The following is a 13,475-nucleotide window of genomic DNA, read 5'->3' on the forward strand; positions in this document are numbered from 1 at the left end:
GACGCTCCACCCTGCCGTCAAATCGGCAGCGCCGATATCGAAGGGTGGAGCCTTCTTCCGAAACATCGAAGGCGACCGGCGCGGGACGCCGTCACCGGCGAGGCGTCAGAGGCATTGAATGATGCATATGCCTGCGCACGCCAGCCAGCACTGGTAGTCCGCGCCGCAGTAAATGCATTGCGGCGCGCATCGCTTGATGCAATCCCAGTTTATCAAGGGCTGGATTTCCGAAGGTGTCTTGTCGTAATCCAGGATGACTTCACAACCTATGGGTTTGGTGATGTCGTTGCATCTGATGGTCAGCGTCGCCTCGAACTTGAAAGGCACATTGTCAAAGGGTTCGAATTTGATGTGGGCGACCATTTCGACTTTTGGATATTGGACGTCGAGCTTGATTATTTTTATGTCGAAAGCGCCGAAGCTGCCCATTTTCTGGCAGACGATCACGCTATGCATGTCGTCCTTCTTAAGGCTCAGGAATTCTATCGCCGTAACATTATCCGAGCTTAGGATAGACGCCTTCATTTTGTCGTTTTGCAGAAGGTCTACTCTGTTGTCCGCCACTTTCTGGCGGAGAGTGTCCAATGATTCCGGGCTTAATCTTCTGATGCCAGGCTGCGTTGTTCCGCAGCATCCTCCGGTTCCACACATTTCAGTTCCTCCCTACACCCTCTGATTGGGGTGATATATATTTACCACCTTTGGTTAAGTTGTAAACAGGATGCAACGTTAAATTGTTTGAGTTTTGGCGTGAGTGAACGCGGAAAAGCGCAGCCAGAATTCGTGGCGCGACGCTTCCCGTCGCAACGGGTGAGGCAGAGCATGGAACGGAACAAGGGGTGCACGGCGTGCGGCGCCGTCTTGCAGGTCGCCTCGACGGGGAGAGGGACGTATACTTTTGAATGCGGGGATCTGGACGGCAGCGCCGATACCCCTGTTGCCGCCGGCATTGTGGACGGGCTCGCGGTCGCGCCGGATCCTCTCCCGGTCCCAGGCATCATTGGCGCGGGCGAGGCAGGGCGCGCGCAATCGGCATGGCCCCCGGGGCATGCCGGACATCGCCGGTTTCAGGCCGGCGAGGGGATGCCGGCGGCTCTCGGGATGCTTCCGCTTTTCTCCGGATCGCGAAGGCGCGCCAGGCTTTCGCTTCGCCGCAATCGCGGACGTACCTCTGCCGGGATGGCTCTAGGCAAGGCCCTCGGCCGCCGCATAGGCACTGAGCACGTCCTTAATGTTGCGGTCCTCCTCGCGCGGCAGCAGGGCGCGCGTGGTGATGGAATCGAGATGGTGCGCCATCAGCTTCGAGGCGTCCTCGGCCTTGCCGGCGATCAGGCTGTCGAGCAGTTCCTGGTGCTCGGAGACGGCGCATTCGGAGGAGTGCGGGCGGCCGTAGAGCGCCAGGATCAGCGAACTGCGCGCGACGAGCTCGTTCACGTAGCGGATCAGGCTGGCATTGTTGGTCATCTGCGCCAGCAGGGTGTGGAACTCGCCGGCAAGACGGATGGAGGTCGCGTGTTCCTTGCGGGCGGCGTCCTCCGCCGCGATATGGGCGGAAAGCGTGTCGATCTGCTCCTGCGTCAGCTTGCCGGCGAGCGTTTCCACCACCAGGCGTTCCAGCGCCGCGCGCGTCAGGAAGAGGTTGCGGCCCTCCTCGAGCGTCGGCCGCGCCACGGTGGCGCCCTTGTTCGGCCGCAGGTCGACGAGGCCTTCCTCGCTAAGGCGCACCAGCGCCTCGCGCACCAGCGTGCGGCTGACGCCTAGCCGCTCGCCGATCGAGTCCTCCGGCAGCTTGGCGCCGGGCGAAAGGGCCTGGTCGAGGATGGCGCGCTTGAGTGCCCGGTGAACCGCCTGGGAGCGACCGCGGCCGGAATCGCCAACTGTCTTTGCCATGCACTCGCCTCCAGAATCGCAAAAGCAGCGAGCAAATTGCACACAAAGGACGATCCTGTCCACCGGAGCGGGCTTTGGGTAGTGTCTCAGTTTGAATTTCCACTTCCACCCACCCAAGCTAGGGTCTTCGCTAGGAGAGCAGATGATGGAAACCAGCGTAAGGAGACTATTCGAGCGATACGAGAGCTTTTTCAATCGGTCCCTCGCCGGCAAGGTCGATATGAACGAGCTCGCATCGCTGTATGCTTCCGAGTTTATAGGTGCTGCGCCCGCCGGAGTGAAAGCCGGAAAGAACGACGACCAATTCAAGCAGCTCATGGCGCAAGGCTATGAGCACTATCGAGCGATAGGAACCAAGGAGATGCGGATACGCAATGTCCGCCTCTCCCAGATAGACGAGCTTCATTGCGTGGCTCATGTTGCTTGGATCGCCACCTATGCCCGGAAGGATCAACCGGACGTGACGATAGATTTCGACGTTCATTATCTGGTTCAGATGTTGAACGGGGAGCCGAAGGTTTTCGGCTGGGTGTCGGGCGACGAGCAGGCTCTTCTAAAGAAGCACGGCATAATCTGAAATTGCCGTCGCGCCTGGTGAGAATTCAAACTGAGGCACTACCGGGTTTTGGCGCCCGCGATCCGGCCGGTTTGGACGGCCGGCGGCGGCACCCGGCCACGGTCCGGTTTCCGCGAAGGCTTGAGATTTTTCAGGGTGCAGGAAGGCGGATATATTGCATACAATAATTGCATTCTATAAATAGGGATCATTGCATGCGTGCCTAGGCGGGTGAAGCGCCGCCCTCGGCGCCGGGGCGCGAGAGCCGGGGAGGAATGCCGATGGACACCTGCAGCACCGAGATCAAGGCCGGCGAGAGGACCGCCTTCGACTTCACGACGCTCAGCGCGCGCGAGCGCTACAAGCTGATGATCGGGACGATCATCCCGCGCCCCATCGCGCTGGTGACGACGGTCGACGAGCACGGCCGCTACAACGCCGCCCCGTTCAGCTTCTTCAACTGCCTTTCGGCCGATCCGCCGATCCTCGCCATCGGCGTGGAGCACAACCCGGACATGTCCTTCAAGGACACCGGTCACAACATCCGCATGACGGAGGTTTTCACCGTCAACATCGTCTCCCACGCCATTGCCGAGGCGATGCATGTCTGCGGCGCCAGGTATCCGCGCGGCATGGACGAATTGAAGAAGGCGGGCCTCACCGCCATGCCGGGCGAGAAGATCGCGGCGCCCTGGATCAGGGAGGCGCCGGCCGCCTTCGAATGCCGCCGCCACGTCACGCTGGAGCTTGGCCGGACGCGCCAGATCATCATGGGCGAGATCCTGTTCGCCCATTACCGGGAAGGCGCGGTGGACACCGCGATGCATGTCGATCCTGACGTCATCGACGCCATCGCGCGCCTTGGCGGCGATACCTGCGCCACCATCCGCGACCGGTTCGAGATGCTGACCCCCGCGCCCGTCTGAGCGGTGGCGCCGCAACCGTCCGGCCGGGCCTTGCGGGTTTTCTGAGCCGCCCGGGCGCGGCTCCGGCATGATCGATGAAAGATGGGACGCACCATGACGACACTTCCGCCCTCCGGCCGCATCGACGGCCCGGTCCTTCTCACCGCCCGCTGGGTCGTCGGCCATCGGGACGGCCGCCATGTGATCCTTGACGACGGCGTCGTCGTCTTCGAGGGGGACAGGGTCGTCTTCGTCGGGCACGACTATCCGGGCGCGGTCGCCGCGCGCATCGACTACGGCAACGCCATCCTTTCGCCCGGCTTCGTCGACCTCGACGCGCTCTCCGACCTCGACACGACGGTGCTCGCCTTCGACAACCAGCCTTCCTGGAGGAAAGGCCGGGTCTGGCCGAGGAGCTACATGGAGCGCGCCTACGAAATGTACACGCAGGAGGAGCTCGCCTTCCAGAAGCGCTACGCCTTCGCCCAGCTCATCCGCAACGGCGTGACGACCGCGCTGCCGATCGCCTCGCTGTTCTACCGCGCATGGGGCGAGACGGACGCGGAATTCTCCGCCGCCGCCGATGCCGCGCATGAGCTTGGCCTGCGCGTCTATCTCGGCCCGGCCTATCGCACCGGCAACAGCTATGTCGACGACGACGGCCGGATCGCCTTCTTCTACGACGAGGAACGCGGCTTTCGCAGCTTTGCCGATTCGCTCGCCTTTGCCGAGCGCATCGAGGGGCTGGCCTCGCCGCTGGTGCGCGCCATGCTGGCGCCCGACCGCATCGAGACCTGCACGCCGGACCTCGTGCGCCGCACGGCGGATGCCGGCCGCGACCTCGACATCCCGGTCCGCCAGCACTGCTGCCAGTCGGACCTCGAGTTCACCCGCATCACCGCGACCTACGGCATGACGCCGCTCGAATGGCTCGATTCGCTCGGCGCGCTCGATGAGCGCGTGCTCCTGCCGCATGGCGAGCTCGTTGCCGGCACGCGCCATGTGGACCGGCCCGGCCGCGATCTCGACATCCTGAAGAATGCCGGCGCGACGCTGGTGCATTGCCCGCTCGTCTCGGCCCGTCACGGCGGCTTCATGGACAGTTTCTCGAAGTTCCGCGCCATGGGCGTGCGCATCGGCCTCGGCACGGATACCTGGCCGCCGGACGTCATCCAGAACATGCAGGTCGGCGTCATGATCTCGCGCGTGATGGACGGCTCGATCGACAGCGTGCGTTCGGAGCACTATTTCGACGCGGCGACGCTCGGCGGCGCGGACGCCCTCCGGCGGCCCGACCTCGGCCGCCTGCAGGCCGGCGCGAAGGCCGACATCATCGTCATCGACATGGGCCACGACCGCATCGGCCATGTCATCGATCCGATCCAGACCCTGATGATGGCGAGCTCCGGCCGCGACGTCACCGACGTCGTCATCGACGGGCGGTTCGTCATGGTCGACGGCCAGATCCCCGGCTTCGATGCGACGGCGGGGCAGGCGCGGGCGCAGCGCCAGTTCGACGGCCTCGTCGCCCGCTATCCGGAGCGCACCTACGGCCATCCTCCCGTCGGGGAGATCTTTTCCTCGGCCTATCCGCGCCTCGGCCGGAACGCCTAGCGCCGCCTTCGGCTCCGGCAGGAAAAGGCCTGCCGGAACCCGCACCGCACGCCCGCCGTTTCCTTCCGCAGGTCATGCTTGATAATAGTCTATAGATTTAATGGATAAATCTCGCTAGAGTATCGGCACGGTCCTGGCAGGAGGGAGTGCATGACGCTGGAAACGGATGTGGCCATCATCGGTTCGGGCTATTCGGCCGTCGCGCTCGCGCTGAACCTCGTCGACCTGCTGCCCCCCGCAGTGAAGATCAGCCTCGTCGGCAAGGCGGCCGCGCAGGGGCGGGGCATCGCCTATGCCACCAAGGCGGAGTGCCATCTCCTCAACGTGCCGGCCGGGCGCATGAGCCTTTTCGCCGACCGGCCGAACCATTTCCTCGCCTGGCTTGCCGCGCAGGGCTATCCCTGGTCGGCCGAGGATTTCGTGCCGCGCCGCATCTACGGCGCCTATGTGCGAGACAGCCTCGACGAGGCAATGAAGCGCACCGGCAACCGCGCCGCGCTCACCCTCGTCGACGCCGAGGCGCTGGGCGCCGCGGCCGGGCAGGATGGCGGGCTGGTCTTCGCGCTTTCCGACGGCGGGCGGCTTTCCGCCCGTGTCTCGGCGCTCTGCACCGGTGCCGGCACGCGCCGCCTGCCGCTGCCGGAGGCGGCGATCCCGGCCGCGGCGCGCCCCTTCGTCGTGGAGGATCCCTGGGCCGACGCCTGGTGGGAGCGCCTGCCGGCGGATGCGGACGTGCTCTTCGTCGGCACGGGCCTCACCACCGTCGACCAGCTGCTGCTGCTGAAGCGTCGCGGCTTCCGCGGCACCATGCATGCCCTGTCGCGGCACGGCCTGCTGCCGCAGCCGCATCTCGCCCGCCGGGCCGATCCTGTGGAGACGGCGCTCGTTCCGGGCGGGGGCGAGGTCAGCGCCATGCTGGCGGCATTGCGCCGGCAGGCCGCGGCCACGCCGGACTGGCGCGCCGTCATGGACGGCCTGAGGCCGGTCACGCAGGCCCTCTGGCAGGGCTGGAGCGCGGTCCAGCGCCGCCGTTTCCTGCGCCACGCCGCCTCCTTCTGGAATGTCCACCGTCACCGCATGGCGCCGGCCGTCGCCGAGGAGATCGAGGCGCTGCGCCGGTCCGGCCAGCTCGTCATCCACCGCGGCCGGCTGGAGGCGCTGTGTCTCAGGGACGGCCGGCTTGCCGCCGTTCTCAAGGACGGTACGCCGCTGGCGGCCCATCTGGTCGTCAACTGCACCGGCCTCGACCGATGTACGGTCGCCGCCTCGCCGCTTTTGACGAGCCTTGCCGAGCGTGGCCTCGTCCGGCCCGATCCGCACGGCCTCGGCATCCTCGTCGACGACGCGGCGGCGGTCCTTGCCGGCGACGGCGCCCGCACGGCGGGCCTCTACGCCCTCGGCCCGCTCACCGCCGGCCATAGCTGGGAGATCACCGCCGTTCCCGATATCCGTGTCCAGGCGCGCGCGGTCGCGGCGCGCATCAATGCCGAGGTCGCCGCCGGATGAGGAGGCCCTCCGGCGCCCCGAGCGGCGTGCCGGTTCCGCGCCCGCACCGCGTGGCCCGCTGACGCCATGGTCGCGCTGAAATCCAAATATGCCCTGCGTGCCCTCATCGCGCTGGCGCGCGCCGGCCCGGGCGAGACCCTGCAGATCGGCACCATCGCCGCCCGCGAGGCGATCCCGAAGAAGTTCCTCGAACAGATCCTGCTCGACCTCAAGCATGCCGGCCTCGTGGCCAGCCGGCGGGGCCAGCACGGCGGCTATCACCTGCTGCGCGCACCGGAGGAGATCGCCGTCGGCGAGGTGCTGCGCATCCTGGAAGGCCCCTTCGTGCCGCTCGCCTGCCTTGCCGATGGCGGGCACCGGCGCTGCGCCGATTGCCGCGACGAGCGGCTTTGCGCCGTGCGCCGCGTCTTCGTGAAAGTGGCCGTGGCATCCGGCGAAATCCTCGACGGCACGACGCTGGCGGACGTGCTGTCCGACCCCGCCGACAGGCTGGACGGCGAGCGGCCGCCAATTATTCTAGTAAAAAGGTAGAAAATTATCGCACGCTGCGCTATCATGGCGATCAGGCGTCTCGGTTCATCGTGAGGGAAGGGACAGCGCATGTTCTTCGAAAGGGCCGTCGGGGAAGAGGGCGCGCGGCCGGCAGGGCAGCCGGTGATGCGCATCGCGGTGATCGGCGCCGGACCGTCGGGGCTTGCCACGGCCATCGCGCTGATGCGGCGGCTCCATCGCCCCTTCGAGGCCTGGCTGATCGATGCCGAGGATGCGCCGGGTGCCTTCGCCGACGGCGCGGCCGGCCGGGCGCTGACGACGGAGCCGGCGCGCGACCTCTCCGTCGTGCCGGATCGCCCGGAGGATTTCTGCGACTGGCTGAAAACGGGCCTGTTCTCGGGCGGTGCCGTCGCGGCGTTGCGCGGGGCGCAGGACCTGCACGTGCCGCGCAGCCTGTTCCGCGATTATGTCATGGCCCGCTTCGCCGAGGCGCTGGCCCTCCGCCGGGACGTGCGCATCCGCACCTTCCGCGGCGCCGTGCGCCATATCGGCCTGCGCGCGGAGGGCCTGCGCATCGGCTTTCGCGACGGGGAATATGCCGACTTCGACCATGTCGTCGTCGCCACCGGATTCGGCATCGCCCAGCGCGAGGCCGCCTCCTGGCGCGCCGCGCGGGCCGCCGCCGAGCGCTTGTCGCAGGCGGAAGCGCCGCCGCCGCTGACGCTGGTCGGCAACGGGCCTCGCCTTGCCGCCATCCTGCTCGACCTTCGGGCGGGCGGTTATGCCGGGGAGATCCGTGTCGCCGCCGCAGCAGGCCGCCTGCCGCAGCCGCATGGCCGCGGCGAGGGCGGCATGACGCTCGGCGTGCCGCCCGCCACCCGGTCCCTGAAGGACGCCTTCCGCTATATCCGCAGGGAGTGTAGGGCCGCGGAGGCCCAGGGCGGCGGATGGCAATCCGTCGTCGATGCCGCCTCCGCCCGCCTTTCCGTCGTCTGGCGCCACCTGCCCCAGGCCGAGCGCAACCACTACCGGCGGCATCTCCTCGGCCTGCACCGGCACTTCTCCATCCGCATCGCGCGCGACATCCACCGCCGCCTCGCCGGCGAGTTCGAGACCGGCCGCACCCGCTTCGTGCCGCCCTGCGATCCGAAATCCTCCGGCGAAAACACCATCGATTGCCGCGAGACGCCGTCTGCCCGCGCGCTGGCCGGCCTGCTCGGCCGCGACGCCGCCGCGCTCACCGTCAACGAGTGCGGCCGTCTCGCCAGCCACGAGGCGGTATTGGGCGGCCTGTCCGTGGTGGGCGCCGTCGCCTCCAGCCTGCGGCCCGGCCCGTTCACCTTTGCCGAAACGGTGCGGCAGGCCTACAGGGCCGTGCTCGATATCCAGACGCAGGGCCTTGCCCGCGTCTCGCAGCGCTGAAGACGTATCTGCCGCGAAAAAAGGTCGGGCGCGGCGGCGGAAACGGCGGTTTTTCGTGGATGCATTTTGCGTGCGAAGTTGGATTAGCGGAATGAAATGTTCGGCTCTTGCGGGTATCCACAGGTTGTCCGTTGCGCGCTTCCGGCCTGTTTGAAACCCGTTTTGCGAGTTGCAGAGGCATTGTTGACTAACTCTACTAATTCACTAGGGTTTGTGTGGGATAGAAATCCAAGGAGGTTGGAGATGTCGATATTGGCCAAACGGTTCGGGGCTTTGATCGTGGGTGTCGGGCTTGCGCTCGGCGGGGTGACGGGGGCGTTCGCACAAACGACGCTGCTCAACGTCTCCTATGACCCGACGCGCGAGCTCTACAAGGATTACAACGCGGCCTTCGCCAAGCACTGGAAGGCGCAGACCGGCGAGGACGTCACGATCCAGCAGTCGCATGGCGGCTCGGGCAAGCAGGCCCGCGGCGTGATCGACGGCCTGGAAGCCGACGTGGTGACGCTGGCGCTCGAAAGCGACATCAACGCGATCGCCGAGAACACCGACAAGATTCCCAAGGACTGGCGCACCCGCCTGCCGAACAATTCCTCGCCCTACACCTCGACCATCGTCTTCCTGGTGCGCAAGGGCAACCCCAAGGGCATCCAGAACTGGGGCGACCTGGTGAAGGACGACGTGCAGATCGTCACCCCGAACCCGAAGACCTCGGGCGGCGCCCGCTGGAACTACCTTGCGGCCTGGGCCTGGGCGAACGAGGAATTTGCCGGCGACCAGGACAAGATCAAGGCGTATATCGCCGAGCTCTTCAAGCGCGCGCCGGTGCTCGACACGGGTGCACGCGGTTCGCTCACCACCTTCGCGCAGCGCCAGATCGGCGACGTGCTGCTTGCCTGGGAGAACGAGGCCTATCTCGCGGGCGCCGAGTTCGGTGCGGATTCCTTCGACATCGTCTGGCCGCCGATCTCGATCCTCGCCGAGCCGCCGGTCACCGTCGTTGACGGCAATGTCGACGCCAAGGGCACCCGCAAGCAGGCGGAAGCCTATCTGGAATACCTCTATTCGGACGAGGGCCAGAACATCGCGGCCAAGCACTACTATCGCCCGTCCAAGCGCGATGTGGTAGCACCCGAGTTGCTCAAGCAGCTTCCCGACATTAAGCTGGTCACCATCGACGACCCGATCTTCGGCGGCTGGGTGAAGGCACAGCCCGAGCATTTCGGTGACGGCGGCGTCTTCGACCAGATCTACAAGCCGGGGAACTAACAGTTTTGACGACTTCTGCTGCTGCTTCCGGGCGGTGGCGACTGAGACAACCGAGCGTCATTCCAGGATTCGGACTGACGCTCGGTTTTTCGCTCGCCTATCTGACCCTCATCATCCTCATCCCGCTCGCCGGCCTCGTCTGGCGTTCGGCCGGGCTATCGGGCGCGGAATTCCTCGCCATCCTCTCGGACCAGCGCACCCTCAATGCGCTGAAGGTCTCCTTCGGCACGGCCTTCATCGCCGCGCTCGTCAATGTGGTCTTCGGCGTCATCGTCGCCTGGGTCATCGTGCGCTACGAGTTCCCCGGCCGGCGCATCGTCGATGCCATCGTCGACCTGCCCTTCGCGCTGCCGACGGCCGTCGCGGGCATCTCGCTCGCCGCGCTCTATGCGCCGAACGGCTGGATCGGCCAGATCCTCAACCTCTTCGGCATCAAGGCGGCCTTCAACCCGACCGGCATCGTCATCGCGCTCGTCTTCATCGGCCTGCCCTTCGTGGTGCGCACGGTGCAGCCGATCATGGAGGAGATCGACCGCGAGGTGGAGGAGGCGGCCGCGACGCTCGGCGCCGGCCGCTTCCAGACCATTTCCCGGATCCTGCTGCCGGGCCTCTCCCCGGCGATCCTGACGGGATTCGCGCTCGCCTTCGCCCGCGGCGTCGGCGAATACGGCTCGGTCATCTTCATCGCGGGCAACATTCCCTACGTCTCGGAAATCGCGCCGCTGCTCATCGTCATCCGCCTGGAAGAGTTCAACTACGGCGCGGCGGCGGCGATCGCCACCATCATGCTGGGGCTGTCCTTCGCCATGCTGCTGTTCATCAACCTCGTCCAGGCCTGGAACCGCCGGAGGTACGGCCATGGCGCATAAGTCCTTTCGCCTGCGCTCCCCGACGACGGAGGCGCCGCTCGCACGCTATACGCTGATGGCGGTCGCCTTCCTCTTCCTGGCGCTCTTCCTCATCCTGCCGCTCGTCGCCGTCTTCATCGAGGCCTTCCGCAGGGGCGCGGGCGAGTTCTTCGCTTCGCTCGACGACCCCGATACGCTGGCCGCGATCCGCCTGACGCTCACGGTCGCCGGCATCGCCGTGCCGCTCAACCTCGTCTTCGGCGTGGCGGCGGCCTGGGCCATCGCCAAGTTCGAGTTCAAGGGCAAGGCGTTCCTGACGACGCTGATCGACCTGCCGTTCTCCGTCTCGCCGGTGATTTCAGGCCTCGTCTACGTGCTGCTCTTCGGCGCCGGCAGCGCGCTCGGGCCCTGGCTCAAGAGCCACGGCATCGAGATCCTGTTCGCCGTGCCGGGCATCGTGCTCGCCACCGTCTTCGTCACCTTCCCCTTCGTCGCGCGCGAGCTGATCCCGCTGATGCAGGAGCAGGGCACGGGCGACGAGGAGGCGGCCCTGTCGCTCGGCGCCTCCGGCTGGCAGACCTTCTGGTACGTGACGCTGCCCAACATCAAGTGGGGCCTGCTCTACGGCGTGCTGCTCTGTAATGCGCGCGCCATGGGCGAGTTCGGCGCGGTCTCGGTGGTCTCGGGCCATATCCGCGGCCTCACCAACACGATGCCGCTGCATGTGGAGATCCTCTACAACGAGTACAACTTCGTCGCCGCCTTCGCGGTGGCCTCGCTTCTCGCCGCGCTCGCCCTCGTCACGCTCGTCGTCAAGACGGTGCTCGAACTTCACTACGGCGCGGAAATCGCCGCCGGCCGCAAGCATTGACCTGAAAGGCACGCCCGTATGGACGTCAGTGTAAAAAACATCCGCAAGGAATTCGACCGATACCCGGCGCTCAACGATGTCTCGCTCGACATCCGCTCCGGCGAGCTGATCGCGCTTCTCGGTCCCTCCGGCTCCGGCAAGACGACGCTCCTGCGCCTCATCGCCGGCCTGGAGCAGCCGACCCTCGGGAAGATCTATTTCGGCGCCGAGGACGCCTCGCACCGGACGGTGCAGGAACGCCATGTCGGCTTCGTCTTCCAGCACTACGCGCTCTTCCGCCACATGACCGTCGCCGACAACATTGCCTTCGGCCTCACGGTGCGCCCGCGCGGCGAGCGGCCGGATAAGGCGGAAATCCGCCGCCGCGTCGGCGAGCTCCTGGAGATGGTGCAGCTCTCCGGCCTCGAGAAGCGCTATCCGAACCAGCTCTCCGGCGGCCAGCGCCAGCGCGTCGCGCTCGCCCGCGCCATGGCGATCGAGCCGAAGGTGCTGCTGCTCGACGAGCCCTTCGGCGCGCTCGATGCCAAGGTGCGCAAGGAACTGCGCCGCTGGCTGCGCGAGTTCCATGACCGCACGGGCCACACCACCGTCTTCGTCACCCATGACCAGGAGGAGGCGCTGGAACTTGCCGACCGCGTGGTGGTGATGAGCCAGGGCGCGATCGAGCAGGTCGGTTCCTCGGACGATGTCTACGACCGCCCGAACTCGCCCTTCGTCTTCTCCTTCATCGGCGACAGCGCCAGCCTGCCGATCCGCGTGGCCGATGGCGCGGTCCACTTCCAGGATACGCCGCTCGGCATCACCCCGCGCGCCAGCGACATCGCGTCCGGCGCCGGCACGCTGTTCTTCCGCCCGCAGGATGTGGTCCTCATCGAGGATCCCGCCGCGCCGGCGCTCGAAGGCCGCGTCGCCACCTCGCGCCGCCTCGCCGGCACCCGCATAGCCGACCTCGACATCGGCAAGCCCGGCGCGCCGCACCACGTCGAGATCGAGGTGCCGCTGGAGGCGACCGCCGCGACCGGCACGGCGATCCGCTTCCGCCCGACGCGCTGGAAGACCTTCGCGGAATAGAGGCCGCCCGGCGGCCATGGCGATGCCCGTAAGGGCCGCTCATCGTTCCGGCAGGTGGAAGGCCTGCTGGAAATAGGAGCGGAAGGCGAGCATGGGCGGGGAAAGCTCCATGTTGCGCCGCCAGGCGAGGCCGACATCCATGGCGGGCACGGCATCGCTGATATTGACCGTCTCGATGCGCCGGCCCTCCAGCGACCAGGGCCGGTGCACCATGTCGGAGAGGATCGCCACGCCCTGGCCGTTGGCGACGAGCGAGCGCACCGCCTCCACCGAGGAGGTGCGCAGGATGACGCGGGGCTGGTAGGGCGTCGTGCTCCAGTATTTGAGGGCGGAATGCGCCGCCTCGTCCACCGTCAGCATGATGTAGGGTTCCTCCGCGATCTCCTTCAGCCCCACCGTCTCGGCCTGCAGCAGCGGATGCTGCGCCGGCAGCCAGAGGCGGCGCGTCGAGCTCAGCACCTTCTCCGTCACCAGCGCGGGATTGAGGATGTTGGAGGTGAGCAGCACGGACATGTCGTAGCGGTTGCTCAAAAGCCCCTCCTCGATCGACTCGCGATTGAGCTCGAAGAGCTGGATGTCGAGCTTCGGGAAGAGGCGCCGCAGCCGCTCGATATGCAGCGGCAGGAAATAGCCGATGACCGTATAGGTCGCCGCGACCGTCAGCGTGCCCTCGATCTCGCTGCTGACGGCATTGAGGTGCACCGCCTCGTCGACCTTCTTCAGGATCTCGTAGGCATGCGACAGGAACTGCCGGCCGGCGGGCGTCAGGTCCATGCCGTGCGGCGTGCGCAGGAACAGGCCGACGCCCACCGTGCGCTCCAGCTCCTTGATCGCCGTCGTCACCGCGGACTGCGAGATCGACAGGTCGACGGCGGCCTGCGAGATCTGCCCGAGCTCGGCCGTCGCGACAAAGTAGCGGATCTGTCTGAGGCTGATCGTCAAGGCTGTGCCGTCCCTTCTGATTTATTGCGGCAAGGTATCGGAAAATCAGAAGGAGCGATATCGAAATGGGCATGACGTCGCGCCATTGC

The 13,475-nt window shown here is 66.5% G+C and carries 13 protein-coding genes; 10 read left to right on the forward strand and 3 right to left on the reverse strand.

Annotated features, from left to right (window positions below; translation table 11 throughout):
* Positions 1-105: 105 nt before the first annotated feature.
* Both MUU56_RS20315 and MUU56_RS20320 read right to left on the reverse strand, forming a co-directional pair.
* Positions 106-456 carry a hypothetical protein gene (locus tag MUU56_RS20315; RefSeq protein ID WP_244769103.1) on the reverse strand — a complete coding sequence of 117 codons (351 nt, stop codon included), beginning with the start codon at positions 454-456 and terminating at the stop codon, positions 106-108.
* Positions 457-1,185: 729 nt separating this feature from the next.
* Positions 1,186-1,890 carry a GntR family transcriptional regulator gene (locus tag MUU56_RS20320; protein ID WP_244769104.1) on the reverse strand — a complete coding sequence of 235 codons (705 nt, stop codon included), beginning with the start codon at positions 1,888-1,890 and terminating at the stop codon, positions 1,186-1,188.
* Between the two features lie 145 nt (positions 1,891-2,035).
* Here MUU56_RS20320 and MUU56_RS20325 point away from each other — a divergent pair, with 145 nt between their 5' ends.
* The 10 genes from MUU56_RS20325 to MUU56_RS20370 all read left to right on the forward strand — a co-directional run bounded on the left by MUU56_RS20325 (position 2,036) and on the right by MUU56_RS20370 (position 12,444).
* Positions 2,036-2,467 carry a nuclear transport factor 2 family protein gene (locus MUU56_RS20325; RefSeq protein ID WP_244769149.1) on the forward strand — a complete coding sequence of 144 codons (432 nt, stop codon included), beginning with the start codon at positions 2,036-2,038 and terminating at the stop codon, positions 2,465-2,467.
* 260 nt (positions 2,468-2,727) lie between these two features.
* Positions 2,728-3,372 (forward strand): flavin reductase family protein, encoded by a 645-nt coding sequence (locus MUU56_RS20330; RefSeq protein ID WP_398432715.1) that lies wholly within the window; start codon positions 2,728-2,730, stop codon positions 3,370-3,372.
* Positions 3,373-3,465: 93 nt separating this feature from the next.
* Positions 3,466-4,965: an amidohydrolase family protein gene (locus MUU56_RS20335; protein ID WP_244769105.1), complete on the forward strand. Its 1,500-nt coding sequence runs from the start codon at positions 3,466-3,468 to the stop codon at positions 4,963-4,965.
* 150 nt (positions 4,966-5,115) lie between these two features.
* Complete coding sequence (locus tag MUU56_RS20340) at positions 5,116-6,471, forward strand: FAD/NAD(P)-binding protein (protein WP_244769106.1); 1,356 nt, start codon at positions 5,116-5,118, stop codon at positions 6,469-6,471.
* A 66-nt stretch (positions 6,472-6,537) separates the two neighbouring features.
* On the forward strand, positions 6,538-7,002 hold the full coding sequence (locus tag MUU56_RS20345; protein WP_244769107.1) for an RrF2 family transcriptional regulator: 465 nt from the start codon (positions 6,538-6,540) through the stop codon (positions 7,000-7,002).
* A gap of 69 nt (positions 7,003-7,071) precedes the next feature.
* Positions 7,072-8,385: an FAD/NAD(P)-binding protein gene (locus MUU56_RS20350; protein ID WP_244769108.1), complete on the forward strand. Its 1,314-nt coding sequence runs from the start codon at positions 7,072-7,074 to the stop codon at positions 8,383-8,385.
* 243 nt (positions 8,386-8,628) lie between these two features.
* Entirely contained in the window at positions 8,629-9,654 is a 1,026-nt protein-coding gene (locus MUU56_RS20355) for a sulfate ABC transporter substrate-binding protein (RefSeq protein WP_244769109.1), read from the forward strand.
* Between the two features lie 5 nt (positions 9,655-9,659).
* Positions 9,660-10,523: a sulfate ABC transporter permease subunit CysT gene (gene cysT, locus MUU56_RS20360; RefSeq protein ID WP_244769110.1), complete on the forward strand. Its 864-nt coding sequence runs from the start codon at positions 9,660-9,662 to the stop codon at positions 10,521-10,523.
* Positions 10,513-11,373, forward strand: coding sequence for a sulfate ABC transporter permease subunit CysW (gene cysW, locus MUU56_RS20365; protein WP_244769111.1), 861 nt, complete (start codon positions 10,513-10,515; stop codon positions 11,371-11,373). Before cysT ends, cysW begins: the two co-directional genes overlap by 11 nt.
* Positions 11,374-11,391: 18 nt before the next feature.
* The gene (locus MUU56_RS20370; protein WP_244769112.1) at positions 11,392-12,444 is read left to right on the forward strand and encodes a sulfate/molybdate ABC transporter ATP-binding protein; all 1,053 of its coding nucleotides are present in this window, start codon (positions 11,392-11,394) and stop codon (positions 12,442-12,444) included.
* Positions 12,445-12,483: 39 nt separating this feature from the next.
* On the opposite strand, the gene MUU56_RS20375 is transcribed toward MUU56_RS20370, so the two are convergent.
* A complete protein-coding gene (locus MUU56_RS20375; RefSeq protein ID WP_064333776.1) occupies positions 12,484-13,386 on the reverse strand; it encodes a LysR family transcriptional regulator in 903 nt (300 codons plus the stop codon).
* Positions 13,387-13,475: the final 89 nt, after the last annotated feature.

Source organism: Shinella yambaruensis, from assembly GCF_022899355.1.
GTDB lineage: Bacteria > Pseudomonadota > Alphaproteobacteria > Rhizobiales > Rhizobiaceae > Shinella > Shinella yambaruensis.